The 23,533-nt window shown below is 64.0% G+C and carries 21 protein-coding genes; 16 read left to right on the top strand and 5 right to left on the bottom strand.

The window, feature by feature from the left end; translation table 11 throughout:
• Positions 1–27: 27 nt before the first annotated feature.
• From RUH75_RS02200 to RUH75_RS02180, 5 genes are all read right to left on the bottom strand, one after another.
• Complete coding sequence (locus RUH75_RS02200) at positions 28–1,068, bottom strand: MBL fold metallo-hydrolase (protein WP_313801743.1); 1,041 nt, start codon at positions 1,066–1,068, stop codon at positions 28–30.
• Between the two features lie 64 nt (positions 1,069–1,132).
• Entirely contained in the window at positions 1,133–2,470 is a 1,338-nt protein-coding gene (locus RUH75_RS02195; protein WP_313801741.1) for an MFS transporter, read from the bottom strand.
• Positions 2,471–2,506: 36 nt separating this feature from the next.
• The gene (locus RUH75_RS02190; RefSeq protein ID WP_313801739.1) at positions 2,507–4,657 is read right to left on the bottom strand and encodes an acetate--CoA ligase family protein; all 2,151 of its coding nucleotides are present in this window, start codon (positions 4,655–4,657) and stop codon (positions 2,507–2,509) included.
• 32 nt (positions 4,658–4,689) lie between these two features.
• A complete protein-coding gene (locus tag RUH75_RS02185; RefSeq protein ID WP_313801737.1) occupies positions 4,690–5,550 on the bottom strand; it encodes a p-hydroxycinnamoyl CoA hydratase/lyase in 861 nt (286 codons plus the stop codon).
• A gap of 124 nt (positions 5,551–5,674) precedes the next feature.
• A complete protein-coding gene (locus RUH75_RS02180; protein WP_313801735.1) occupies positions 5,675–7,126 on the bottom strand; it encodes an aldehyde dehydrogenase in 1,452 nt (483 codons plus the stop codon).
• 87 nt (positions 7,127–7,213) lie between these two features.
• Here RUH75_RS02180 and RUH75_RS02175 point away from each other — a divergent pair, with 87 nt between their 5' ends.
• The 16 genes from RUH75_RS02175 (at position 7,214) to RUH75_RS02100 (ending at position 23,409) form a co-directional block, all read left to right on the top strand.
• The gene (locus RUH75_RS02175; protein WP_313801733.1) at positions 7,214–7,663 is read left to right on the top strand and encodes a MarR family winged helix-turn-helix transcriptional regulator; all 450 of its coding nucleotides are present in this window, start codon (positions 7,214–7,216) and stop codon (positions 7,661–7,663) included.
• 288 nt (positions 7,664–7,951) lie between these two features.
• Positions 7,952–8,611 (top strand): TetR/AcrR family transcriptional regulator, encoded by a 660-nt coding sequence (locus RUH75_RS02170; RefSeq protein WP_313801731.1) that lies wholly within the window; start codon positions 7,952–7,954, stop codon positions 8,609–8,611.
• Between the two features lie 82 nt (positions 8,612–8,693).
• Complete coding sequence (locus RUH75_RS02165; protein WP_313801729.1) at positions 8,694–9,683, top strand: alpha/beta hydrolase; 990 nt, start codon at positions 8,694–8,696, stop codon at positions 9,681–9,683.
• Entirely contained in the window at positions 9,683–11,281 is a 1,599-nt protein-coding gene (locus RUH75_RS02160; RefSeq protein WP_313801727.1) for a carboxylesterase/lipase family protein, read from the top strand. The genes RUH75_RS02165 and RUH75_RS02160 overlap by 1 nt, the downstream gene beginning before the upstream one ends.
• Before the next feature lie 5 nt (positions 11,282–11,286).
• A complete protein-coding gene (locus RUH75_RS02155) occupies positions 11,287–11,805 on the top strand; it encodes a DUF3237 domain-containing protein (protein ID WP_313801725.1) in 519 nt (172 codons plus the stop codon).
• On the top strand, positions 11,802–12,875 hold the full coding sequence (locus RUH75_RS02150) for a hypothetical protein (RefSeq protein WP_313801723.1): 1,074 nt from the start codon (positions 11,802–11,804) through the stop codon (positions 12,873–12,875). The genes RUH75_RS02155 and RUH75_RS02150 overlap by 4 nt, the downstream gene beginning before the upstream one ends.
• A 59-nt stretch (positions 12,876–12,934) precedes the next feature.
• Positions 12,935–13,447 (top strand): type II 3-dehydroquinate dehydratase, encoded by a 513-nt coding sequence (locus tag RUH75_RS02145; RefSeq protein ID WP_313801721.1) that lies wholly within the window; start codon positions 12,935–12,937, stop codon positions 13,445–13,447.
• Positions 13,444–14,736: an MFS transporter gene (locus RUH75_RS02140; RefSeq protein ID WP_313801719.1), complete on the top strand. Its 1,293-nt coding sequence runs from the start codon at positions 13,444–13,446 to the stop codon at positions 14,734–14,736. The genes RUH75_RS02145 and RUH75_RS02140 overlap by 4 nt, the downstream gene beginning before the upstream one ends.
• 74 nt (positions 14,737–14,810) lie before the next feature.
• Positions 14,811–17,777: a TonB-dependent receptor domain-containing protein gene (locus RUH75_RS02135; RefSeq protein ID WP_313801717.1), complete on the top strand. Its 2,967-nt coding sequence runs from the start codon at positions 14,811–14,813 to the stop codon at positions 17,775–17,777.
• Positions 17,778–17,840: 63 nt separating this feature from the next.
• A complete protein-coding gene (locus RUH75_RS02130) occupies positions 17,841–18,713 on the top strand; it encodes a shikimate dehydrogenase (RefSeq protein ID WP_313801715.1) in 873 nt (290 codons plus the stop codon).
• A 23-nt stretch (positions 18,714–18,736) separates the two neighbouring features.
• Positions 18,737–20,599: a bifunctional sugar phosphate isomerase/epimerase/4-hydroxyphenylpyruvate dioxygenase family protein gene (locus tag RUH75_RS02125; RefSeq protein ID WP_313801713.1), complete on the top strand. Its 1,863-nt coding sequence runs from the start codon at positions 18,737–18,739 to the stop codon at positions 20,597–20,599.
• A gap of 231 nt (positions 20,600–20,830) precedes the next feature.
• Positions 20,831–21,442, top strand: a complete 612-nt coding sequence (locus RUH75_RS02120; protein WP_313801711.1) for a DUF4142 domain-containing protein — start codon at positions 20,831–20,833, stop codon at positions 21,440–21,442.
• A gap of 78 nt (positions 21,443–21,520) precedes the next feature.
• On the top strand, positions 21,521–21,745 hold the full coding sequence (locus RUH75_RS02115) for a hypothetical protein (protein WP_313801709.1): 225 nt from the start codon (positions 21,521–21,523) through the stop codon (positions 21,743–21,745).
• A 70-nt stretch (positions 21,746–21,815) separates the two neighbouring features.
• Entirely contained in the window at positions 21,816–22,619 is an 804-nt protein-coding gene (xth, locus tag RUH75_RS02110; RefSeq protein ID WP_313801707.1) for an exodeoxyribonuclease III, read from the top strand.
• A 146-nt stretch (positions 22,620–22,765) separates the two neighbouring features.
• Entirely contained in the window at positions 22,766–22,981 is a 216-nt protein-coding gene (locus RUH75_RS02105; RefSeq protein ID WP_313801705.1) for a hypothetical protein, read from the top strand.
• Entirely contained in the window at positions 22,972–23,409 is a 438-nt protein-coding gene (locus RUH75_RS02100) for a hypothetical protein (protein WP_313801703.1), read from the top strand. Before RUH75_RS02105 ends, RUH75_RS02100 begins: the two co-directional genes overlap by 10 nt.
• Positions 23,410–23,533 lie beyond the last annotated feature (124 nt).

Raw genomic sequence — 23,533 nt, 5'->3', positions numbered from 1 at the left:
AGTGCGAGGGCGATTTCGTGGCGCTGTTCAGTTGATGGTGGAGGCTCGCCACCATCGAATACCTGTGTCGTCCACCTCCTCTGTCGCCAGCATGCGGCTACGCAGGCAGGCCAGATGGGCCAGGCTCTCCCCGGTGGCGAGGCCCAGGACCTTCTTGTCGATCTGGCGCTTGAACAGGGCGGGAAAGACGTCGATGGCTCTTTTAGGCGTTGCCAGAAGGGCGAGCAATCTTTCCAGTCCGGTTTCATGCCCGTCGATCAGGGCGCCGATACGCGCATGCAGCCCGCGGAACGGCTTGCCGTGGGCGGGCAGGACCAGTACGTCATCGGGCACGCGCCCAGGAATGGCCCTGAGCGTCTCCAGCCAGTCGGTCAGCGGGTCGGCTCCCGGCTCCAGGGGGTGCACCGACACATTGGAGGAGATTTCAGGCAGCACCTGATCGCCGGAGATCAACAATTTCGCTTCGGGGCAGTGGAGTAGCGCATGTTCGGGCGAATGGCCCTTGCCGACGACCACGATCCACTCACGACCGCCGATCAACAGCCGTTGATCGTCCTCCAGCGCGTGGAAACTATCGGGCAGCGGATAGAGCGCCTTGCCGAAATCGCCGAAACGGGCGCGATAATAGTCCAGCGCATCCTCTTCCCAACCCACCGCCTTGTAGAATCGGATCGCCTCTTCGGGCGCCTCCTGCCCGGTATAGGCGGCGAGCACGCGGAGGGTCATATATTCCAGCCGCGTCATCCAGAGGCGCGCCGGCTGCTTCTGCGCCAGCCAGCCGGCCATGCCGCTATGGTCCGGATGAAGGTGGGTGACGATGAGCCGCCGCACCGGCCGCCCACCCAGGGTGGAGGAGAAGGCCTGGCGCCAGGCTGCCGCGGTTTCTGTGGTCCGCAGGCCCGTGTCCATGATGGTCCAGCCATCGCCGTCGGCCAGTGCCCACAGGTTGATCGCTTCGATTTTCCCGCCCATCGGCATGCGCAGCCAGAAGACGCCATCGGCTACCTCGGTCGCGCTTCCCTCCCCAATCGGGGGCGGTTCCAACGGGGGATAGAAAAGTCCGGCCATCTCATTCCTCTATCTTCTCCCCGCTTTTGCACGAGGATGGCATAGGGGCAAGGGGCACTGCCGATCACCGCATCTTTTCAACCAACGCTTTCTCCCCTGACTTCGCTTGGCGGAGCAACAGCAGGGCAACGGCCGCTATGAGCGAGCCGAGCGCCATGACCAGCGCGATCACGGGCAATTCGAAATCCAGGCTGAACAGGAAGCCCGCGATGATCGGCCCGAGCGCGGCGCCGCCCCGGCCGATGCCGATGACCATGCCGGTGCCGGTGCCGCGCACGGAGGTCGGGAAGGATTGCGCGATGATCGCATAAAGCCCGACCACGCCCGCATTGGTGAAAAAGCCCCCCGCCGCCGCGACCAGCGCAAGGCCGGAGAGGCTGGATTGGCCCTGGCCGAAGATGGTGACCATCACGGTCGACATCAGCATGGCGACGATGACCAGCGGGCGGATGCGGATACGCCAGCTCAGCACGCTCAGCAGCAGCGCGCCGACCAGTCCGCCGACATTGGCCCAGACGAGCACGCCGCCCGCCGCCGACGGGGCATGGCCCATGTCCACCACGATCTTGGGCACCCATTTCAGGATGAAGTAGAAGGTCATGATATGGGCGAAATAGGCGGCCGTCAGCAGGATGGTGATGCGGGCGAGATCGGGCGCGAACAGCGCCGAGAGCGAGGCTTTGGGCGCGGCGGCATCCTGCGGCGGCAGTGCGGCGATCGATTCATGTCCCATGCGGGCAAGCAGGGCGTTCACCTTGTCGAGCGCGCCTCGGGGCCGCTTTTGCAGCAGGAAACCGATGGATTCGGGCAGCAGGAAGGCAGCGAGCGGCAGGAAGATGCCGGTCATGATCGCGCCGAACAGGAAGACGTCGCGCCAGTCGCCCGACACCAACAGCATCGATGCGATCGAGCCGCCCGCGATCGCGCCGGTCGGATAGCCCGCCGCCATCACCGCAACCGCCAGGCTGCGCGCGCGGGCATTGGCCAGTTCCGCGACCATGGCGTTGGTGCAGGCGAGCATCCCGCCAATGCCCAGCCCGGTGAGCAGCCGGATGGCGGAGAGGGAGACGACGCTGAAGGCATGGGTGGCCGCCAGCATGCCGCTCGCCATGAAGACAAGGCACAGCAGGATCGTTGGTCGCCGTCCGATTCGATCAGCCAACCCGCCCAGCAGCACCGACCCCACCGCCATGCCGATCAGTTCCATCGACAGCACCAGCCCCAACGCGGCGCGATCCACGCCCCATTCGGCGGCAATGCCGGGCGAGGCAAAGCTGATCGCCAGCACATCGAACCCGTCCAGCGCGTTGAGCAGCACGCACAAGATGATCGCGGCGATCTGCAGGCGGCCCATAGGCGCTTCGTCCAGCAGGCGCCGCACGTCGGTTCTGTTCCCCGTCATCCTCTTTTCCCTATGGTCCTCTCCGTTTCGGAGTGTTCAGATGATGCTGGGCGCCGTCAGCATGAGCGCGTCCAGCGCGACCGCGCCCTTGCCTTCGGGATAGACGATGACGGGGTTGAGGTCGATCTCGCGGATCGAGGGTTCCGCCAGCAGCACCCGGCCAAGCGTCGCGATGATCTGCGCCACGGCTGCGACATCGAGCGGCGGGGAGCCGCGAAAGCCGCGCAACAGGGCGGCCTGCTTCAGAAGGTGCAGTTCGCGCATGATGGCCTCGACCGGCAGGTCGGGCGTGAACAGGCGGACGTCCTGAAGGATTTCCGCCGTCACGCCGCCGAACCCTGCAAGGATCACCGGGCCCCAGTCGGGATCGCTTTTCGCGCCGATGATGAGTTCGACGCCGCGCTCGCCCATGCCCTCCAGCAGCACGCCGTCCAGCGCCAGCCCGGCATCATGGGCCGCGACATTGGCGAAAAGCCGCGTCCAACCCGCGCGCAGTTCATCCGCGTCGCGCAGGTTCAGGACCACGCCGCCTGCATCGCTCTTGTGGCTGAGGTCGGCGGATTGGGCTTTCAGCGCCACCGGATAACCGATCTTTTCGGCGGCGGAGAGCGCCTGATCGATGCTGGTGCAAAAGCTGCCCTTGGGAAAGGGAATGCCGAGCAGCGCCAATATCTCCTTGGAGCGATATTCCGGGATGACGCCGCCCAGTTCGGGCAGGCCGACGGCGCGGAGTGGTCTTGCGTCGCTTTCGCTGAAATCGCGGCGGGCATGGTCGTTCAGGCGCTTCAAGGCCCGCAACGCCCGCTCGGTCGAGGGGAAATAGGGGATGCCGGAGGCGCGCAGCCGGTCGACGAAATCCTGGGAAATGTCGGCGCCTTCGTCCAGGCCTGCGAAGATGATCGGCTTGGTGGGTTTCAATTCGTCCACGGCGCGCAGGATCGGGGGCAGCTTGATGCCGACCGTGACCGGATCGGTCTGGATGATGCCCGCGACCACGCTGCCGAAACGCTCGTCCTCGAACAATGCGGCCAGGGTGCGGTAATAGAGGTCCGGTTCGACCAGCCCCTGCGCGGTGAGATCAAGCGGGTTGGAGACGCCGACGAAATCGGGCAAGGCGGCGCGCAGGGCAGGGGCGTTGGCGTCATCCACCTTGGGCAGATCGAGATCGAGCGCTTCGCAAAGGTCCAGCGTCAGTGCCTTGAAGGCGCCGGACTCGCCGAGCACAGCGACGCCGCCAGCCGGAATCGTCGGGCAACGCAGCGCTATCTCCGCGATGTCGCCCAATTCCTCCAGCGTTTCGGCGAAGATCACGCCGGCGCGCTCCACCTTCACCCGCATCACCTGATAGTCGCCCGCCATGGCGCCGGTATGGGTGGCGGCAGATTCCCGCGCCGCGCTCGACTTGCCGGGATGGAGCAGAACGATGGTCTTGCCCAGCGCCCGCGCGCGGCGGACGGCGGCGAGGAAGCGCGGGGGCTTGCGGAACTGCTCGACGATCATGGCGATCACCTGCGTCGATCCGTCGTCCAGCAGATAGTCGACATAATCCTCGACCCCTGACGCCGCCTCGTTGCCGGTCGAGACGGAGAAGGAGAGGCCCAGGTCGCGGCTCGCCAATGTGGTGCCAAGAACGCACGCCATGGCGCCGCTCTGCGATACGATGCCGATGCCGGAACGGTCGCCGAGCGGCTTTACATCCGTTTCCACGAAGGTCAGCGGCACCCGGTCGATGAAGTTGGTTAGCCCCAAGCAATTCGGCCCCTCGATCACCATGCCCGATTCCGCCGCGATCCGGCCGATTTCGCGCTGCTCGACCAGCCCTTCCTCGCCACCTTCCGCAAAGCCGGCGGAGAAGATGATGGCAGCGCCGACCTTGCGGGCGGCCAGCGCCTTCACCGTGTCCAGCACCGCCACGCGCGGGATGGCGAGGACGGCCACGTCGACTTCCTCGGGCAAGGCATCGACCGACGGCAGGCAGGGCCGCCCGCCGATCTCCGCCCGTTTGGGATTGATGAGGTGGATGTCGCCCGCAAAGCCGTTGCGGGTGAGGTTGGAGAGCACGGATGCCCCCAGCGCGCCGGGTTTGTCGGACGCGCCGACGATCACGACCGAACGGGGCCGCAGCAACCGGTCGAGGGATGCGCCGGAGGCTGAAGTCGCGGGTGGGTTCAGGGTTTCGACCGTCATGGGGTCTGGCTCTCCAATATCGTCTTCAGGCTTCAGGCGTTCTGCCTGGACTTGTCATAGGCGCCCAGACCCGGCTTATAGCTCTTGTCGTCGATGAACTGCTTGATCCCTTCCTTGCGGCCTTCATTGTCGTAGCTGTTGGCCGCTTCCTGCGCGCGGACCAGATAGTCCTCGGCATTGTCATAGGACATTTCGCGGACGCGGCGGATGGCATCCTTGGTGGCCTTCAGGGCAACCGGGTTCTTGGTCAGCAGGACATTGGCGACTTGCGTGACGCGATCCCTGAGCTGCGCGAGCGGCAGCGCTTCATTGACGAAGCCCCATTCGGCGGCCTTCCTGCCGTCTATATTCTCGCCCATCAGCGAATGGTACATGGCGTTGCGGAAGCTGGTGAGTTCGGCCGCCACCTTGGCCGCGCCGCCGCCGGGCAGGATGCCCCAGTTGATTTCGGAAAGGCCGAACTGCGCTTCCTCCGCCGCGAAGGCGAGGTCGCAGGCGAAGAGCGGGCCATAGCCCCCGCCGAAGCACCAGCCATTGACCATGGCGATGGTCGGCTTCTGATACCAGCGCAGGCGGCGCCACCAGCCATAGCTTTCGCGCTGCGCGCCGCGCGTGCCGCGCAGGCCCTGCGCTTCGGTTTCGCGGAAATATTCCTTCAGGTCCATGCCCGCGGTCCAGGCGGTGCCCTCGCCAGTGAGGACGAGGACGCCGACGTCATCGCGGAACTCCAGTTCATCGAGAACGCGCATCATCTGGCGATTGAGGCGCGGCGACATGCAGTTTCGCTTGTCGGGACGGTTCAGGCTGACCCAGGCGATGCCGTTTTCGATCGTGTAGGCAACGGTTTCAAGTTCGGCCTGTTCGACGCCTTCGACTTGGAGAATATTGGTCATGTTTGATCCTTTAGCAGAAATTCGTCATGCCGGACTTGATCCGGTATCCCGTTTCCTTCTTCTTCGTGCGGCGAAAGAAGCGGGACCCCGGATCAAGTCCGGGGTGACGGACGGGAGGAAAAGTTCAAATGGGATAGTGACCCGGCTCGGTTTCCATGGTGATCCAGCGTAACTCGGTGAAGCTGTCGATGCCTGCCCGGCCGCCGAATTTGCCGTAGCCCGATGCCTTGACCCCGCCGAAAGGCATTTGCGCCTCGTCATGGACGGTGGGGCCGTTGACGTGGCAGATGCCCGACTGGATCTGCCGCGCCACCTTCAGGCCGCGCCCGGTGTGGCGGGTGAAGACGGAGGCGGACAGGCCATATTCGGTGTCGTTGGCAAGCTGGATCGCATGGGCCTCGTCCCGTGCCCGGATGATGCCGACCACAGGACCGAAGCTTTCGTCGCGGAACAGCTTCATTTCCGGCGTCACGCCGTCAATCACATGGGCGGGCATCAGCACGCCATTGGCCTCGCCGCCGTTCAGCTGCGTCGCCCCCGAAGCCAGTGCATCGTCGATCAGCGACCGGACATGGGCGACGGTCTTCATGTCAACCACGGCGCCGAGCGGCGTCTTGCCCTCCCGCGGGTCGCCGACCGCCATGGTGCCGACCTTGGCCTGGAACTTCGCGGCAAAGGCATCGGCCACGGCATCGACCACGATGATTCGCTCGGTCGACATGCAGATCTGACCCTGATTCATGAAGGCGCCGAAGGCGGCGGCCTTCACGGCTTCATCCAGATCGGCATCCTCCAGCACGATCAGCGGCGCCTTGCCGCCCAGTTCGAGCAGCACGGGCTTCAGATTCTCGGCGCAGCGCTTCGCGATGATCCTGCCCACGGCGGTCGAGCCGGTGAAATTCACCCGGCGCACGGCGGGATGATCGATCATCGCGCCGACCACCTCCGCCGCATTTTGCGGTGCGTTGGTGATGAGGTTGACGATTCCGCCACCAAGGCCCGCTTCAACGAACGCCTCGATGATCAGGCCATGGGTGCGCGGACATTGTTCGGACGCCTTCAACACCACGGTATTGCCGCAGGCCAGCGGCACGGCGATGGCGCGGGTGGCGAGGATGATTGGCGCGTTCCACGGCGCCATCGACAGCACCACGCCTGCGGGTTCGCGGATCGCCATGGCAATGCAGCCGGGCCTGTCGGATGGAATGACCTCGCCGCCGATCTGGGTGGTGAGGCCGGCCGCCTCACGCACCATGGAACTGGAGAGCATCAGGTTGAAGCGCGCCCATCCTTCAGTAGCGCCGATTTCCTCCATCATCGCTTCGATAAATTTGGCGGCTTTCGCGTCCAGTGCGTCGGCTGCCTTCATCAGCGCGGCGCGACGGGCATTGGGACCAAGCACCGACCAGCCGGGGAAGGCGGCCCTGGCGGCTTCAACGGCGGCAATGGCATCATCGACACTAGCGGCGGCTGCGCGCGTGGCGACTTCGCCGGTCACGGGATTGGCGCGGTCGAAACTGGCGTCAGCGGCGCGCGATTCGCCGCCGATTACCAACAGAATTTCCGATGCAGGCATATCCTCGCTCCTTCTTATTGTTATGAGTCATAACAATGTTGATTGTCATGGGCAATAACATTATTGCGGAAGGCGGTGAGCAAACTGATGACATCCGAAATCCTGCACGATCCGATCGCCTCGCGGCTGGGCTATTTGTTGCGGCGGGCATCCTCCGCGATGATGGCCGACCTGGGTCGGGCGCTGGGGGAAATCGCGCTGCGGCCGGTGGAAGGCACGATTCTGATTCTGATCGGCGCCAATCCGGACTGCACCCAAAGCGATCTGGGCCGAATGCTGGGCATCGGTCGAACCAATATGGTCCCTTTGATTTCGGCGCTGTCGAAGCGGGGCTATCTGGACAAGTCGCCGGTTGACGGACGCTCGTTCGCCTTGACGCTGACGAAATCCGGGGAGGAGGCGCGGCGGCAGGTCGACAAGATCATGGATGCGCATGAGGAGCGTTTCGCCCGGCTGATCGTCGGACAGGATGTCGCGGGGTTGCGTACAGCGCTGGCGCTGATCGCGGCGCAGCCGGAGGACGTTCCACCGTCCTGAATTTTCGCCCGCGTGGCAGGCCGGGCCATCTCCAGCCGGATGAATGAGGGCTAGGGCCCCGATCGACATTCAGCCCTGACGGCCTGAAAATGGCGGTTTTCCGCGCTTCCGGTGCTCACATGCTTTGAGTACGCTGCGCTCCGGGTCACGAAAAACCGGCATTTTCGGTTCGTCATCTTCTGCATGTCGATCCGCCCTAAGGTCGGCGGCGGCCGCCGAATTTAGTTGCTGTCTTCCGGGCGCGGTGAATATGTGGAGCGACGCGACCGGGACAAGAGGAAGAATGCAGTGGCCAAATCCGCGCTGACAAGGAATGATAGTAGCCGGAGCGCGCGGGCCGTAGAGGCGGAGGAAACCCGGTTCAACATCCTGGAAGTCGCGACCGAGGAGTTTGCCGACAAAGGGCTCAGCGGCGCGCGGATCGACGAAATTGCCGAACGAACCAATTCGTCCAAGCGGATGATCTATTATTATTTCGGCAGCAAGGAGGGACTTTATCGGGCGGTGCTGGAGCGCGCCTACACCGCCGTCCGCGAAGTGGATGCCGATAATCAACGCGATCATCTGGAGCCCGATGCGGCGCTGCGCGATGTGGTGGGCGCGACCTTCGATTATCATAACCAGCATCCTGAATTCGTGCGGCTGGTGATGAATGAGAATATCCTGCGCGGCGCCCATATCGGGGAAGTGCCGGGCATCCGCGAACGCAACCGCAAGGTGGTCGATCAATTGCGCAACATTCTCGCGCGGGGTGTCGCCAGCGGTCATTTTCGCGAGGGCATCGATCCGGTCGAACTACACATGACGATCAGTGCGCTCTGCTTCTACAATGTCTCTAACCGCTATACTTTTTCCTATGGTTTTGAGCGCGACATGAGTTCGCCCAAGGCGCTGGCGCGCCGCCGCATGAGCGTGATCGATGTCATCGAAAGCTGGTGTCGACGCTGACATGACTTGCCTCGCGCTTTTTCTTCGCTTATTCCTGTACGAAATAGTTCGATCAAAAAATCGGCTATAACGGGAGAGAGATATGCGGAAGTGGATCGGCACGGCATTGGCCTTCATCATCGCCACGGGCATGCTGGCTGGATCGGCACCGGCGCAGATCGCCCGCCTTGCCACTGGCCCTGAGCCGGCGCTGGGCGATCCACTGCCCGAACGCATCCTCCCGCTCGCCAACGGTGTCAATGTCAGTGCCGACATCCCCTATTCCACCATAGCCGGCTATCGCCCGATCACGCTCGACCTGTATCGACCGGCCAAGGCTGCCGGGCCGTTGCCGTTGGTGATCTATGTCCATGGCGGCGGCTGGATGGCGGGGCATACGCGACAATCGGGCGCGTTCAGCGATTTCCCTGCCGTGCTGGCCGATCTGTCGGCGCGTGGCTATGTCGTGGCATCGCTGGAATATCGGCTGTCGGGAGAGGCGCCTTTCCCCGCCGCGATCGATGATGTGCGCACGGCGATCCGTTTCCTGAAGGCCAATGCCGCCCGTTATGGCATCGATGCGGGACATGCCGCGATCTGGGGCGGATCGGCGGGCGGACAGTTGACCGCGCTGGCCGCGCTCGATTGCGGCCATGCGCCGACCGGCGCGGACAAGAGCAATGCGGGCGTGAGCGATTGCGTGCAGGCGGCGGTCGGCTGGTACGGCGTCTATGATTTCGCGACCATGCCCCAGGCGGCTACGCCCCGGGCGGAGGACCGCTATCTCGACTGCGTGAAGGGCAATTGCCCGCCCGGCCGCATCGCCGCCGCCAGCCCTGCCGCCCATGTCGATGCCGGGGACCCGCCGATGCTGCTGATCCATGGCAGCGACGACAAGACCGTGCCCGTGACCCAGTCGCAGGAACTGGCGGCGAAGCTCAAGGCTGCGAAAGTCCCGGTCACGCTGGAGATCATCCCCGGCGTCGGCCATAGCTGGATCGGCGTGGATGCGGCGGCGACGCGGGCGGCCAGCCTGCGGGCGCTGGACTTGAGCTTCCGTTTCTTCGACGCACGGTTGAAGGGCGCGCGCTGATGCGCGGCCTGGCTCTGGCGCTGCTGGCGGTGGCGTCGGCAGCCTCGGCGCAGGTGGTGGAAAGTCCTGCGGGCAATCCGGTTGGGACCGAGGCGGGGCTGGTGGCGGGCAAGCAGCTGCCTTCGGGGGTGCGCGCCTGGCTGGGCGTGCCCTTCGCCGCGCCGCCGGTGCGCGAATTGCGCTGGCGCGATCCGCAGCCTCATGCGGCGTGGCAAGGCGTGTGGAACGCGGATCGTCCCGCGCCCGAATGCATCCAGCCGCTGCGCGGGCGCAATATCAACCATTATTTCGGGGAGGAGGCGACCAGCGAGGACTGCCTCTATCTCAATATCTGGGCGCCGTCCGCGCCAGCGCCGGCGGGCAAAAACTATCCCGTGATCGCCTGGATCTACGGCGGTGGCTTCAATGTCGGGTCGGCCTCCATGGCCAATTATTCGGGCGAACCGCTGGCGGCCAAGGGGGCGGTCTATGTCGCCATCGCCTATCGGGTCGGACCGCTCGGCTTCCTGGCGCATCCCGATCTGACGGCGGAGGGCAAGGGCAGTTCGGGTAATTATGGACTGAAGGACCAGATCGCCGCACTGCAATGGATCAAGCGCAATATTGCCGGTTTCGGCGGCGATCCGGGCAATGTGACGATTGCGGGCCAGTCGGCGGGATCGATGTCGGTGTCGCTGTTGCAGGCGAGCCCAGCGGCCAAGGGCCTGTTCCACCGCGTAGTCGGGATGAGCGGGAGTGCTTTGGGCGGGCTGATGGCTCCAGCCCCGCTGACCGAAGCGGAGGCGGAAGGCGTGGCGCTGCAAAAGGCGCTGGGCGCGACATCGATCGAGGAGATGCGCAATATCCCCGCCGACCGGTTGATCGCACTGGCGGCGCCGGTCAGGCGGCGGCCGATCGTGCTGGACGGGCGGATCGTGCCAGTGCCGCCGGAAGCGGATTTTGCGGCCGGGCGGCAAAGCGATGTGCCCGTCATGATTGGCTTCACCCGCGATGAAAGCTTTCGCTCGCTGGGGCCGGTCGCGAGCGTGGCGGACTATGAGAAGGCGGTGCAGGCCGTTTTCCCCGCGCATGCCGCGCAAATCCTGCAAGCCTATCCGGCGCGGACGCCAGAGGAAGCGCGGCGCGCCGCCCGCGATATTGAGCGGGATTCGACGCTGGGCGTGCAGATGTGGCAATGGGCGAACGGACAATCGGCCAGGGGAAAGGCGCCGGTCTTTGCCTATTTCTTCACGCGCACCCATCCTTATCGGCCCGGAGTATCCTTTGCCGATCATGATCCGGCGACCGTTGGGGCCTATCATACCGGCGATGTGCCCTATTGGCTGGGGACGCTGGACAGCCTCAATCTCTTTCGTGTGACGCGCGACTGGACGGCGGAGGATCGCCGTTTGTCGGCGGATATGATGGATCGGCTGCTGGCCTTTGCGCGCAGCGGTAACCCGGGGAGCGACTGGTCCGCATGGGCGCGGTCGCGGCCCAGGCAGCATGTCTTCGGCGATCAGGCAGGAATGGCCGAATGGCCGCATCTCAAGACCTTGCCCCTGTTCAAGGACAGCGCGCCGACGCTCCCGGCGGAACGGCCGCGGATCAGGGATTAAGGGCCATGATCAGGCGGGATTTTCTGGCGGGCGGCGCGGTTCTGGCGGCATGGGCCGGGGCTGGTAACGCACGGGCGGCGGTGGCGGATGAGCCGGGTCTGGAATTTGTCTATGAGGCGATCGCCACGCTGGAGCCGACGATCGAGGTCGGCCAGACCCCGCTCGGCACGCGGCGGCGGGTGCCGATCACGGGCGGTCATTTTGCCGGGCCGCGCATTCGCGGAAAGATACTGGCCGGGGGTGCCGACTGGCAATTGCAGCGGTCCGATAACTGGACCGTCATCGAGGCGGATTATATGATGCAGGCCGAAGACGGCGCGCTGATCCATGTGCGCAATGTCGGGCTGACCAACAGTCGGGTGCCGGATGCAAAGCAACGCTATATGCGCACCATTCCCAGTTTCGAAGCACCCGAAGGGCCGCATGACTGGCTCAATAGGGCGGTGTTCGTCGGTACCCTGGGTCCGCCGCCGGAGGCTGTGCCCCGGCCTGCCGTCCGCATCCGGGTCTATCGCGTGACATGAGGCGCGCCTGCCTTTTCGCACTGGCGCTGCTGGGCGGCTGCGCGACCGTGCCGCCATCGGGGAAGGTCGCGACATGCCCCTCGACCACGCAATTCTCCTTCGTCTGCGGGGCGATGAAGCCGGAGGATCTGGCCCATATTCCCGATACCCCCTGGGTGATCGCGAGCGGTTTTGCGACTGGCGCGGGGCTGAAGATCATCGACAGCCGGACCCACAGGGCGACCCTCTGGTTCCATGGGGTGGCGGCGCAGATCGCCCGCGATCCGCTTTATGGCGACTGCGCCGCGCCGCCCGATCCGGCGCTGTTCACGGCGCGGGGCCTCAGCGTGCGCGTCGTCGCGCCGGGCGAAGCGCGACTGCTGGTGGTCAACCATGGCGGGCGGGAGGCGATCGAGGTCTTCGCCGTCGACTATCGCGATCCGCAGGCGCGGCCGCAATTGCGGTGGCAGGGCTGTCTGGCGATGCCGCAGGGACATGTCGCCAACAGCGTCGCCTCCTATGGCGATGGTACGGTGATCGCCACCGTTCTGACGCGGCCGGGAACCAGCATCACGGACTTCGTGCAGGGGCGCGTGACCGGCGGCGTTTACGAACGCGGGCCCGGGGAGGGCGCGTTCCGCCTGCTGCCGGGAACGGAATTGCCGGGCAATAACGGGCTGGAAACGGCGCGGGACGATAGCGGCTTCTATGTCATCGCCTTCGGATTGCGCGAGGTCGTGGCCTATGCCCGGCGCGACACGGCGCAACCGCTGTGGCGGGTGCAGGCGCCTGAGTTCATGCCGGACAATATCCATTGGGACGGCGACCGATTGCTGCTGGCGGGCATGGTGCGGGATGAGCCGGCGTGCGGCGGCGTGCGGCAGATCGTCAATGGCGTCGCCGACGGGATGACCTGCCATCGCGGCTATGCCGTGGCGCAGCTCGATCCGTTGACGCGGCGGGTTTCGCTGGTCGCCCATAGCGCCCCCGATCCGGTTTTCAACGGTGTTTCGGCGGCGGTAATCGTTGGGCGGAAGCTGTGGCTGGGGTCCTATCAGGCCGATCGCATCGCCATCCGGCCGCTGCCGTGAATTTATGTACTAGCTAGTTAGTACATTTTGCTTGCCGGGGCGCTTGCTTTGGCGTAAATATGATTCTGCAAGATCGGGAAGTGCATCCCGGCGCGATGGGGAGGACAGGGCCGATCATGGGCCAGCGTTTCATTCATGTGCTGAACGGACCCAATCTCGACCTTCTGGGCGTGCGGGCCCCCGCGATTTACGGCAGCGCAACCCTGGCCGACGTGGAAGCCGCCTGCCTGCGCGAACTGGAAGGCACCGATATCGGCCTGACCTTTCGCCAGACCAATGCCGAACATGAAATGGTCGGCTGGCTGCATGAAGCGCGGGCCGGTGCCTTCGGGATCGTCATCAACCCCGCCGCCTTTTCCTATGCGGGTTATCCGGTGCTGGACGCGCTCAAAATGTGCGATTGCCCGGTCATCGAAGTGCATATCTCCAACATCCACCGGCGCGAGGAGGAATGGCGTTCGCGCTCGATCATGACGCGATCCGTGACCGGCATCATGTCCGGGCTGGGCGTGGATGGCTACGCGCTGGCGGTGCGCCATCTGCTCCGGAACGACCGGAGCAACGCGGCATGAGGGCGCCCACCGACATGTTGCGGCCGACCAGAGCGCGGCTCGGCGTTCTGGCGCTGATCAGCGTCGCCACCCTGATCAACTATATGGACCGCGCGGTGATAGGCGTGGCTGCGCCGGCATTGACGGCGGAACTCAAAATTTCGCCGGAGATGATGGGCTTCATCTTCTCCGCCTTCTCCTGGACCTATGCCGCGGCGCAGATTCCGGGCGGGCTGGCGCTGGACCGGCTGGGAACGCGGATCACCTATGCGGGGTCGCTTGTCTTATGGTCTGTCTTTACCTTGTTGCACGGCATTGCCGCCAATGTGGGGATGCTCTTCGGCTTCCGCCTGGCGCTGGGCGTGGCGGAAGCGCCCTGCTATCCCTGCAATAGCCGCATCCTCAGCAGCTGGTTCCCGCAGGATGAGCGGGCGCGGGCCAATTCGGTCTATGCGGTCGGGCAATATGCCGGCCTGGCCTTCTTCAGTCCCGTGCTGTTCTGGGTCGTGGGCAGCTTCGGCTGGCGCGCTTTGTTCCTGATGGCTGGCAGCCTGGGCGTGATCTTCGGCCTGATCATGTATGCCCGCTACCGCGATCCGGGTGAAAGCCGCCGCGTCAATGCGGCGGAGCTGGACTATATCCGTGCGGGTGGCGGGCTGGCTGTCTCCGGTCAGGAAGAGAAGATTCCCTTCTCCTGGGCAAATGTGCGCAAGCTGATGTCCCGCCGCCAGATATTGGGCGCATCGATCGGTCAGTTTTGCGGCAATTCGACGCTGGTGTTCTTTCTCACCTGGTTCCCGACCTATCTGGCGACCGAGCGCGGAATGGATTGGCTGAAGTCCGGCACCTTCGCGGTGATGCCCTATATCGCCGCATCGGCGGGGGTGTTGCTGGGTGGGCAAGTGTCGGACCTGCTGATCCGGCGGACCGGTTCGGCCAATATCGGGCGGAAGCTGCCGATCGTTGCCGGGCTGTTGCTGGCGTCGACAATCGTTGCCGCCAATTTCGTGCAAAGCAATACGCTGGTGATCGCGATCATGTCCGTCGCTTTCTTCGGTCAGGGGATGGTCAATCTGGGCTGGACGCTGATTTCCGATGTGGCGCCGCGCCAGTTCATCGGCCTGACCGGGGGCGTGTTCAATCTCTGCGCCAATCTGGCGGGCATCGTGACGCCGATCGTGGTCGGTTTGATCGTTGGGCAGACCGGATCTTTCTACGGTGCGCTGGCCTTTATCGCGGTGCTCGCTCTGGTGGGAGCTGTCGCCTATATTTTCATCGTGGGGGATGTGCGCCGGGTCGAACTGGACTGAAAATGCCCATTGCGGCCCGGCGCATGTCATAAATGTACGAACTTGATGGTTTGTATTATATTAGGGAGGATAGGATGAAATCGAATTTGGACAAACAACTGCGTCTGGGCGGGTCGCTGGCGGCGATGGCGCTGAGCGCCCTCACCATGCCGCTCTGGGCGCAGGATCAGGCGCCGGCCCCATCCGAAGCGGCAAGCAGCGCCATCGCGCCACCCGCCGCCAATGCCACGGCGGATCAGCCGGACAGCGCCGATATCGTCGTCACCGGCTCGCTGATCGCCCGCCCCAACAATGTCGCGGTCAGCCCGATCGTCACCGTCTCCGATGAACTGGTGCAGCAGAGCGGGCAGATCACGCTGGAGGATTCGCTGAACCAGCTTCCCGGTTTCACCCCGTCGGGCAATTCCGGCACCGGTGGGCAGGGCGCGGGCGGGCGTGCAACGCTGAACCTGCGCGGCCTGGGTTCCAACCGCAACCTTATATTGCTCGACGGCCGCCGCCTGCCTTTGTCCGACATCAACGGCAATGTCGACATCAACATCCTGCCGGAATCGATCATCGGATCGGTGGACGTGATCACCGGCGGCGCTTCGGCCATTTACGGGTCGGACGCCATGTCGGGCGTCGTCAATTTCAAGACCGACAAATATTTCGACGGCATCCGCGGCGATATCCAGAATGGCAATTCCTTCGGCGGCGATTATGGCAAGTTCAATGCTTCGCTCGCGCTGGGCACCAGGTTCGGCGGCGATCGCGGGCGGCTGATGCTGGCGCTGAGCTATGGCCATCGCGATCCGCTGTCCGGTTCGCAGCGCAGCTTCTTCGCGAACAAGGTGCCGTCGTCCTTCATCGGCACGGGCGCCTTTGTTCCCGATGCGACCAACTTGCCGAACCAGGCGGTGCTGAACAGCGTCTTTGCCAGCTATGGCGTGACCAGCGCGATCAACCCGACACTGAACCTGGGCTTCAACAACAATGGATCGCTGTTCGTCCAGACCGGCGCGATCCACTATCAGGGGCCGACGACGGGTGCCTATGCCGTGGTCGGCGGCAATGTGCGCATGCCGGTGGGTCCGCAGCTTCAGATCCTCAACGAGTTCGAACGCAAGTCAGCCTTCGCCAAGGGCGAATATGACCTGACGGATTCGCTGACGGCCTATGGCCAGTTCCTCTATGTCGACACCACCGTCACGACGGAGAGCGGCAGCAGCCTGACGCAATTCGCGCCCTTCACCACCATTCCCGTCACCAATCCGTTCATTCCGGCCGATTTGAAGCGGATTCTCGACTCACGCACCAATGCGACCGCGCCCTTCCGCTGGAGCGCGCGTTATGTCGGCATCGCTGACAAGGGCTGGGACGAGAATTACAGGGTCCAGCAATATCTGGGTGGCCTGAAGGGCACGATCGGCGGGTCGTGGAAGTTCGACGGCTTCGCGTCCTATGATGAAACGGTTCACGACCAGGCGATGTTCAACGCGGTGCTGAAATCGCGCGTCCAGACGCTGCTCAACGCAGCCGATGGTGGCGCGTCGATCTGCGCGGGCGGCTTCAACCCCTTTGGCATCACCAATGCGACCAGCCTGTCGCAGGCTTGTCAGGACTATATGACCGCTACCGTCAACAACAAGGAGCGGCTGACCCAGACGCAGGTTCAGGGCCAGATCAACGGCCCGCTGTTCAACCTGCCCGCCGGGCCTGTCCAACTGGCGCTGCTCGCCGGTTATCGCAAGAATACGTATAAATATGATCCCAGCCCCGATCTGGTGAGCAACAATATCGAAGCGGTGGTCGGATCGAACCCGGCACGCGGGCAGATCAGCGTGAAGGAATTCGCCGCGCAGATTGACGTGCCGTTGCTGGCCGACACGCCCTTCTTCAAGGAATTGGGACTGGGCGCGGCGTTCCGCTATTCCGACTATAACCCGACCGGCAGCGTGAAAAGCTTTGAATTTGACGGCCGCTGGCGGCCGGTGGACTCCCTGCTGATCCGCGGCAGCTATCAACGGGCCGTGCGCGCGCCCAATATCGGGGAATTGTTCTCACCGGTCACGGGCACGCAGCTGGCCATCGGCACGCCGCCGGCCGCCATCGGCGATCCGTGCGATGTCCGTTCGAGCGCGCGGACCGGCGCCAATGGTGCGCAGGTCGCCGCCCTGTGCGTCACGCAAGGCATTCCGGCCGCGGCCATCAGTGGCTATCAGTTCGCCACCACCGCGACCGGCGGCTTCATCCAGGGCAATAGCGCGCTGACACCCGAAAAGGCGAACACCTTCAATGTCGGTTTCGTCTTCAATCCGAAATGGTCCTCGCCATGGTTGTCGGGGATTTCGCTGTCGGTCGACTATTATAATATCAAGATCCGCAACGTCATCTCGACCATCAACGGCCTTACCGTTCTGGCCAAATGCTATAATCTGGACGGTTCCAACCCCGGCTATTCGAACAGCAACGAGTTCTGTCAGCTGATCCAGCGCGATTCCTCGGGCCAGCTCGTCGGCATCGCCCAGCCCTATCTGAACCTCGGCGCGCTCGATACTGACGGCGTCGATGTGCAGATCGGCTGGTCGTTGAAGCTGTCGGACGCCGGGATCGGCGATGGATCGGGCAAAATCTATGCGTCCTCGGCAATCGGCTGGCTCAACCATTACAAGATCCAGACCCTGGCCGGCACCGCAGCGCAGGATTTCGTCGGCACCAGCAACCCCGGCCGTCCGCTGCCCAAGTGGAAGGCGCTGACGACGGTGGGCTACAGTTCCGATGTGTTCGGCATCGGCCTGCGCTGGCGCTATCAGGGCAAACTGCGCGACATCAGCGCGATCACCACGCCCGCGGCGGAGCAGGTAGGGGTGAAGCCCTATAACCTCTTCGACCTGTTCACGACGCTGGACATCACGAAGGGCTTCCAGTTGCGGGGCGGCATCACCAACCTGTTCGACAAGGGCATTCCCTTCGTCGCCAGCTCGCAGACCGGCACCGACTCGGGAACTTACGACATGGTCGGACGCTCCTTCTATGTTGGCGCGAAGTTCAAATTCTGACCTCTTGCCGCCCCTGTCGTCTGCGCGACGGGGGCGGCTTTCTCTTCATCGGATACCACGATCTTGACCAAGCCTTGCCCCGCTACCGCCCGCTATCTGACCGGTTTGATCGGTCGCGATATTCAGGCGTCCCTGTCCCCCCGGCTGCATGAGAGCGAAGGGGACGCGCAGGGGTTGAGGCTGGTCTATCGCCTGTTCGATCTGGCGGTGGAAGGCATGGATGCGGGCGACCTGCCGCGCCTGCTCGATGCGTTGCAACTAGCCGGCTTCGCGGGGGTCAACGTCACCCATCCCTATAAGCAGGCGATCATCGCCTGTCTGGATGAACTCTCGCCGCAGGCGCAGCAGATCGGGTCGGTCAATACTGTCGTGTTCAGCGGCAGTCGTCGGATCGGCTATAATACGGATATTTACGGTTTCGCGGAAAATCTCCGCTCCGGCCTGCCTTCCGCTTCCCGCTTCGACCGGGTGGTGCAGATGGGAGCGGGCGGCGCGGGCGCGGCAACGGCGCATGCGCTGATGGAACTGGGCGTCGGCCAGTTGACCCTTTTCGATCCGATGATAGAGCGCGCCGAAGAGTTGAGCGCTGCCCTCAACGCCATTCATGGCGCGGGGCGGGCGATTGTCGGACAGGATCTGGCGGCAGCCGTCGGGGCGGCAGACGGCATCGTCAATGCAACGCCGCTGGGCATGGAGGGCTATCCTGGCTCCGCCATCCCCCGCGCCCTGCTCCGCCCCGCCTTGTGGGTCACGGACATCGTCTACTTCCCGTTGGAAACCCAATTGCTCCGCGAAGCGCGGGATGCGGGGTGCACCACTTTGAATGGTAGCGGCATGACGGTATATCAGGCCGTCCGCGCTTTCGAACATTTTACGGGGAAAAAGGCCGATCCGGCACGGATGGCGGAGAGCTTCCGGGTCGCAGAGGAAGCCTGATCCTATCGGCAGAGGAGACGCGCATGACATTTGGCATCGCCACGGTTTCACTGAGCGGCACGCTGGAGGAGAAATTGCGCGCGGCCGCTGCCGCCGGTTTCGACGGGGTCGAGATCTTCGAGAATGACCTGATCGCTTCTCCGCTCAACCCGCGCGAGGTCCGGGCGCTGCTGGACGATCTGGGCCTTGCCTGCCTGCTCTATCAGCCCTTCCGCGATTTTGAGGGGATGCCCGGCGCGCTGCGGCAACAGGCGCTGGACCGGGCGGAGGCGAAGTTCGACCTGATGGGCGAACTGGGCACGGCACGGATATTGGTCTGCTCCAACTGCTCGCCTCTGGCTCTGGGCGAGCGCAGCCGCATCGTCGCGGACCTGCGCGAACTGGGCGAACGGGCGGCGAAACGCGGCATCATCGTCGGTTATGAAGCGCTCGCCTGGGGCCGCCACGTCTTCGATCATCGCGATGCCTGGGCGATTGTCGAGGAAGTGGATCATCCGGCGATCGGCATCATCCTCGACAGCTTCCATTCGCTCTCGCGCGGCATTCCCAGCGACAGCATCCGCGCTATTCCGGGCGACAAGATCGCCTTCGTCCAATTGGCCGACGCGCCGAAGCTGGACATGGACCTCCTCTACTGGAGCCGCCATTTCCGCAATTTCCCGGGGCAGGGTGGCCTGCCGGTCGCAGACTATGTCGCGGAGATCGTGAAGACCGGCTATGAGGGGCCGCTGTCTCTGGAAATCTTCAATGATCGCTTTCGGGGCTGGTCCGCCGATCTGATCGCGGCCGACGGGCTACGTTCGCTGCGCTATGTCGAGGATGCCGCCGGGCGCCTGCTGGGTCGCCCCTCCGTCGTGCCGCCGCCGCCAACCGGCATGCGGCCCGAATTTGTCGAATTTGCCGTCGACACGCCGGATGTGCCTGCGCTGGAGGGGATGTTCCGTTCGCTCGGTTTTGCCCGGACGGGCCAGCATCGCAGCAAGGCGGTGACGCGTTGGCAGGCCGGGTCGGTCAATCTGGTCATCAATGCCGCGCCGACCGGCTTCGGCCATAGTTTCGAGGTGACGCACGGCCCGTCCATCTGCGCGGTCGGGCTGGCCGTGCCGGATCGTGATGCCGTGGCCGCCCGCGCTGCCCATCTCGGCATCCGCGAAGTCGGCGAGCATGACGCGCCGGGCAATCTGGCCGTGCCCGCGCTGCGCGGCATCGGCGGCAGCCTTGTCTATCTGGTGGGCGAGGATGAAGTCCCTTCCATGTGGGCGGAGGAATTTGAGCCGACCGGAGAAGCCGCCGACACCCGCCCGCTGGCGATCGATCATCTGGCGGCGGTGGTGCGGATTGAGGAATATCTGTCCTGGCAGCTCTATTGGCGGTCGCTCTTCGGTCTTCAGCAAAGCCCGCAGGCGGATGTCATCGATCCGTCCGGGCTGGTGCTCAGTCAGCCGCTCCAGTCGGCCGATGGCGCCCTGCGCCTGACCCTCAACGCGTCCGAAGCTACCGGCACCCTCACGTCGCGCTTCGTTGAGCATAATTTCGGCGGCGGTTACCAGCATTTGGCCCTGGCAACGCCGGACCTGGTCGAGCGGGCTGCCGGACTGGACAGGACCGGCGCGGATATCCTGCCCATCAACGACAATTATTATGCCGATCTGGCGGCGCGCTTCGGCCTCACCCCTGCGGAGAGCAGTCGCATGGCCGACATGCATATGCTCTATGACCGCGACGGGCAGGGCGAATATCGGCAACTCTACAGCCGTGCTTTCCGCAAGCGCTTCTTCTTCGAATTTGTAGAGCGACGCGACTATCAGGGCTATGGCGCGCCCAATGCCGGGGTCCGGCTGGCCGCGCAGGAACGATTTCGTGGATTCGATGCTACCGGCCTGTAACGAACGCAGGTGCATTGGCAGCATCGCTTGGCTTTCGGGCGAACATCGGATGGACTGCCCTCCCTCCTGAACCTGACGGAAGCGCCGGCGCCCTTCGGCATCGGCCGCGATCTGATTCCCGTAACGCCCGCCGTTCCAGATATGCTCTTGAGCCTCGGTCGCCGCGAGCAGGCAGCCGGAACGGCCCGCCTTGGCGCGCGTTGGAGAAGGCACAAAACCGAGGAGAGAAGCATGCACCGCACCACAGTTGCCGTCCTGATGGCCGGTCTGACGCTCGCCGCCTGCAATCAAGCCACGGAACAGCGAGCTGCAAATGCCGCAAATTCCGTGGGCGCTGCGGCCGATGCGATGGGCAATCGGATAGAAAATGTGACGGAGAATGCGGTTGCGGAAATGACGCCCACGCCAACGCCGCAGGACTTCGTCAACATGGCGGGCAAGAGCGACGCTTTTGAAATCGCCGCGGCCCGGCTGGCCGCGACCAACGCCCAGTCAGCCGAAGTGAAGGCATTTGCCCAGAAGATGATAGAGGCGCACACGGCGTCCACCGCGAAGATCAAGGCCGCGGCGGGTAAGGCTCAACCGACCGTGAAGCCCGATCCGTCGCTGACCGCCGATCAGAAGGAGGATCTGGCGGATCTGAAAAAGCTGACCGGCGCCAAATTCGATGCGGAATATGTCGAGGGTCAGGTGGAAGCGCATGAGGATGCCCTCAAACTCATGCGGTCCTTTGCGAAAGACGGTGCCGATGGCAGCCTGAAGGCCGTTGCCGGCGATATTGCGCCGGTTGTCGAGGGCCACCTGAAAATGGCGCGCGACCTGCACGACAGGACGGACGAATAGCCGAGGTGGTGGGCCCGATGAGGAACTGTTTGAACGGGAACGCCTGCGGCGATGGCTTTCACCCTGAAAGGAGCTTCGATGCACAAGGAGGATGAGGACGGCAAAGCCGTCACCCACATCTCGCGCGACGAGGTCCGCGGCGGCGCATCGACCCATGTGACCCGCTATGTGTTGACGGTCAGCCTGGTCCTTGTGGTGATCGCCTTCGCGGTCCTGCTGGCGACAGGCTTCTTCAACACCAGCCGAACGGGCGCCGATCAATCGCATATGGCCAATAACGCCGAAGCCACGGGCGGCCCATGACAGGCGGGGGCGCAAGCCTCCACTTGCCGGTCCCCTTGGCCGGAAGCCCATTCCCGTGGCTGCGGAAGCCATGAAAGTCGCGACCTATAATGTGAACGGCGTCAATGGCCGCCTGCCTGTCCTGCTTCGTTGGCTTGAGACAGCGGAACCCGACATCGTCTGCCTTCAGGAACTGAAGGCGCCGGAAGAGCGATTTCCCGAAGCCGCCATCCGCGCAGCGGGCTATGACGTCATCTGGCATGGGCAAAGCCGCTGGAACGGCGTTGCCATTTTAAGCAGCATCGGGGAAATCCACGAAACCCGGCGCGGGCTGCCGGGCGATGCCGAGGATGTGCAGAGCCGCTATATCGAGGCGGCAGTTGGCGGCATCCTGATCGCGGGGCTCTACCTGCCGAACGGCAATCCCCGGCCGGGTCCCAAATATGATTTCAAACTGCGCTGGCTGGATCGGCTGCACGCGCATCTGGAAAGCCTCGTGGCGCTCAATGCGCCGGTCGTGATCGCTGGCGACTTCAACATCATCCCGACCGATTTGGATGTTTATGCCCCCGACCGCTGGCGCGACGATGCGCTGTTCGCGCCGGAAGTGCGGGCCGGATGGCAACGCCTGCTCGATCAAGGCTGGATTGATGCCGTGCGCCATCTCCATCCGCACGATACGGTTTACAGCTTCTGGAAATATTGGCGCGGCGCCTTCGAACGTAATGCGGGCCTGCGGATAGACCATGTGCTGCTCAATCCATTCGCCCTGTCCCGACTGACGGAGGCCGAAGTCGATACCGCGCCGCGCGGGTGGGAGCGGACCAGCGATCATGCACCGCTCTGGGTCCGCTTATCGCCCAGAGGGGAGGCATCCAGGGAAAAAGCCCCATGAAGCTGTAAATCCATCTCCTCCCCCTCCCGGATCTTCTGAAGTTTCAGGCGAGACGCGGAAAAGCGCGGAGTCATTCCACGACAGCCAAGTTCAAGGTATTCCGAACGGCAATAGGCTTTCACGATGCCTATGGCAGTTCCGAGCTGATGACGATTGCGGAACCCAAAGCTATGCTGGCGCTTCCCACGCCGATGGAGGCGCGCGCGATCACCGAACTGCCCGATCCGCCGGGCTGGCAATATGAACCCAAATGGGACGGCTTTCGCGCTATCGTCGGCCGGGATGGGAACGCGGCTGACATCCTCTCGAAATCGGCAAGTCGCTCGCCCGCTTCTTCGCCGAAATTGTGGGGTTGCTGCTGAAGGCCGGCGAACGGCACTTCGTGCTGGATGGCGAACTGATCCTGCCGATTGGCGAGACGCTCTCCTTCGAGGCCCTGCAACAGCGCCTTCATCCCGCCGAAAGCCGGATCAGGCGGCTATCGCTGAAAACCCCGGCCCAGCTGATGCTGTTCGACTGCCTGCACATGGGCAATGGAAATCTTCTGGATGCCCCGATGAGCGAAAGGCGGGTGGCATTGGAACGTTTCCATGCCAGGGAAGGGAACGCCACCCTGCTGCTGTCACCCGCCAGCCGGCGGATCGAGGATGCACGGCGCTGGCTCGAACGGAGCGGGGGCGCTTTCGTCATGGTACGCGCTTCCTGCGCTGGCGGCCTGACAAGGCGCCGCGCCAATGCGCAAGCGATCAGCTCCGCGCCGAACTGCGGCCGTCCGAACTCGCGCAGCTGATCAACCGCTGATCATCAATCGCGCTATTTTGATGAACGGGTTGATCCCAATCTTTATGGGGCAATATCGTATTTCCCCTCACGGATCGCCGCATCGCCACCATCTATGGCTATCATGACCGTTT

It is taken from the genome of Sphingobium sp., assembly GCF_032153725.1.
GTDB lineage: Bacteria > Pseudomonadota > Alphaproteobacteria > Sphingomonadales > Sphingomonadaceae > Sphingobium.
The sequence above is the reverse complement of the archived record's forward strand: the minus strand, read 5'-3'. Positions and strand labels throughout refer to the sequence as shown.

Excerpts from the sequence above, each read along its gene's own strand:
- RUH75_RS02200 (WP_313801743.1), bottom strand. The coding sequence starts at position 1,068 with ATGGCCGGACTTTTCTATCCCCCGTTGGAACCGCCCCCGATTGGGGAG.
- RUH75_RS02195 (WP_313801741.1), bottom strand. The coding sequence starts at position 2,470 with ATGACGGGGAACAGAACCGACGTGCGGCGCCTGCTGGACGAAGCGCCT.
- RUH75_RS02190 (WP_313801739.1), bottom strand. The coding sequence starts at position 4,657 with ATGACGGTCGAAACCCTGAACCCACCCGCGACTTCAGCCTCCGGCGCA.
- RUH75_RS02185 (WP_313801737.1), bottom strand. The coding sequence starts at position 5,550 with ATGACCAATATTCTCCAAGTCGAAGGCGTCGAACAGGCCGAACTTGAA.
- RUH75_RS02180 (WP_313801735.1), bottom strand. The coding sequence starts at position 7,126 with ATGCCTGCATCGGAAATTCTGTTGGTAATCGGCGGCGAATCGCGCGCC.
- RUH75_RS02175 (WP_313801733.1), top strand. The coding sequence starts at position 7,214 with ATGACATCCGAAATCCTGCACGATCCGATCGCCTCGCGGCTGGGCTAT.
- RUH75_RS02165 (WP_313801729.1), top strand. The coding sequence starts at position 8,694 with ATGCGGAAGTGGATCGGCACGGCATTGGCCTTCATCATCGCCACGGGC.
- RUH75_RS02160 (WP_313801727.1), top strand. The coding sequence starts at position 9,683 with ATGCGCGGCCTGGCTCTGGCGCTGCTGGCGGTGGCGTCGGCAGCCTCG.
- RUH75_RS02155 (WP_313801725.1), top strand. The coding sequence starts at position 11,287 with ATGATCAGGCGGGATTTTCTGGCGGGCGGCGCGGTTCTGGCGGCATGG.
- RUH75_RS02150 (WP_313801723.1), top strand. The coding sequence starts at position 11,802 with ATGAGGCGCGCCTGCCTTTTCGCACTGGCGCTGCTGGGCGGCTGCGCG.
- RUH75_RS02145 (WP_313801721.1), top strand. The coding sequence starts at position 12,935 with ATGATTCTGCAAGATCGGGAAGTGCATCCCGGCGCGATGGGGAGGACA.
- RUH75_RS02140 (WP_313801719.1), top strand. The coding sequence starts at position 13,444 with ATGAGGGCGCCCACCGACATGTTGCGGCCGACCAGAGCGCGGCTCGGC.
- RUH75_RS02135 (WP_313801717.1), top strand. The coding sequence starts at position 14,811 with ATGAAATCGAATTTGGACAAACAACTGCGTCTGGGCGGGTCGCTGGCG.
- RUH75_RS02125 (WP_313801713.1), top strand. The coding sequence starts at position 18,737 with ATGACATTTGGCATCGCCACGGTTTCACTGAGCGGCACGCTGGAGGAG.
- RUH75_RS02120 (WP_313801711.1), top strand. The coding sequence starts at position 20,831 with ATGCACCGCACCACAGTTGCCGTCCTGATGGCCGGTCTGACGCTCGCC.
- RUH75_RS02115 (WP_313801709.1), top strand. The coding sequence starts at position 21,521 with ATGCACAAGGAGGATGAGGACGGCAAAGCCGTCACCCACATCTCGCGC.
- xth (WP_313801707.1), top strand. The coding sequence starts at position 21,816 with ATGAAAGTCGCGACCTATAATGTGAACGGCGTCAATGGCCGCCTGCCT.
- RUH75_RS02105 (WP_313801705.1), top strand. The coding sequence starts at position 22,766 with ATGACGATTGCGGAACCCAAAGCTATGCTGGCGCTTCCCACGCCGATG.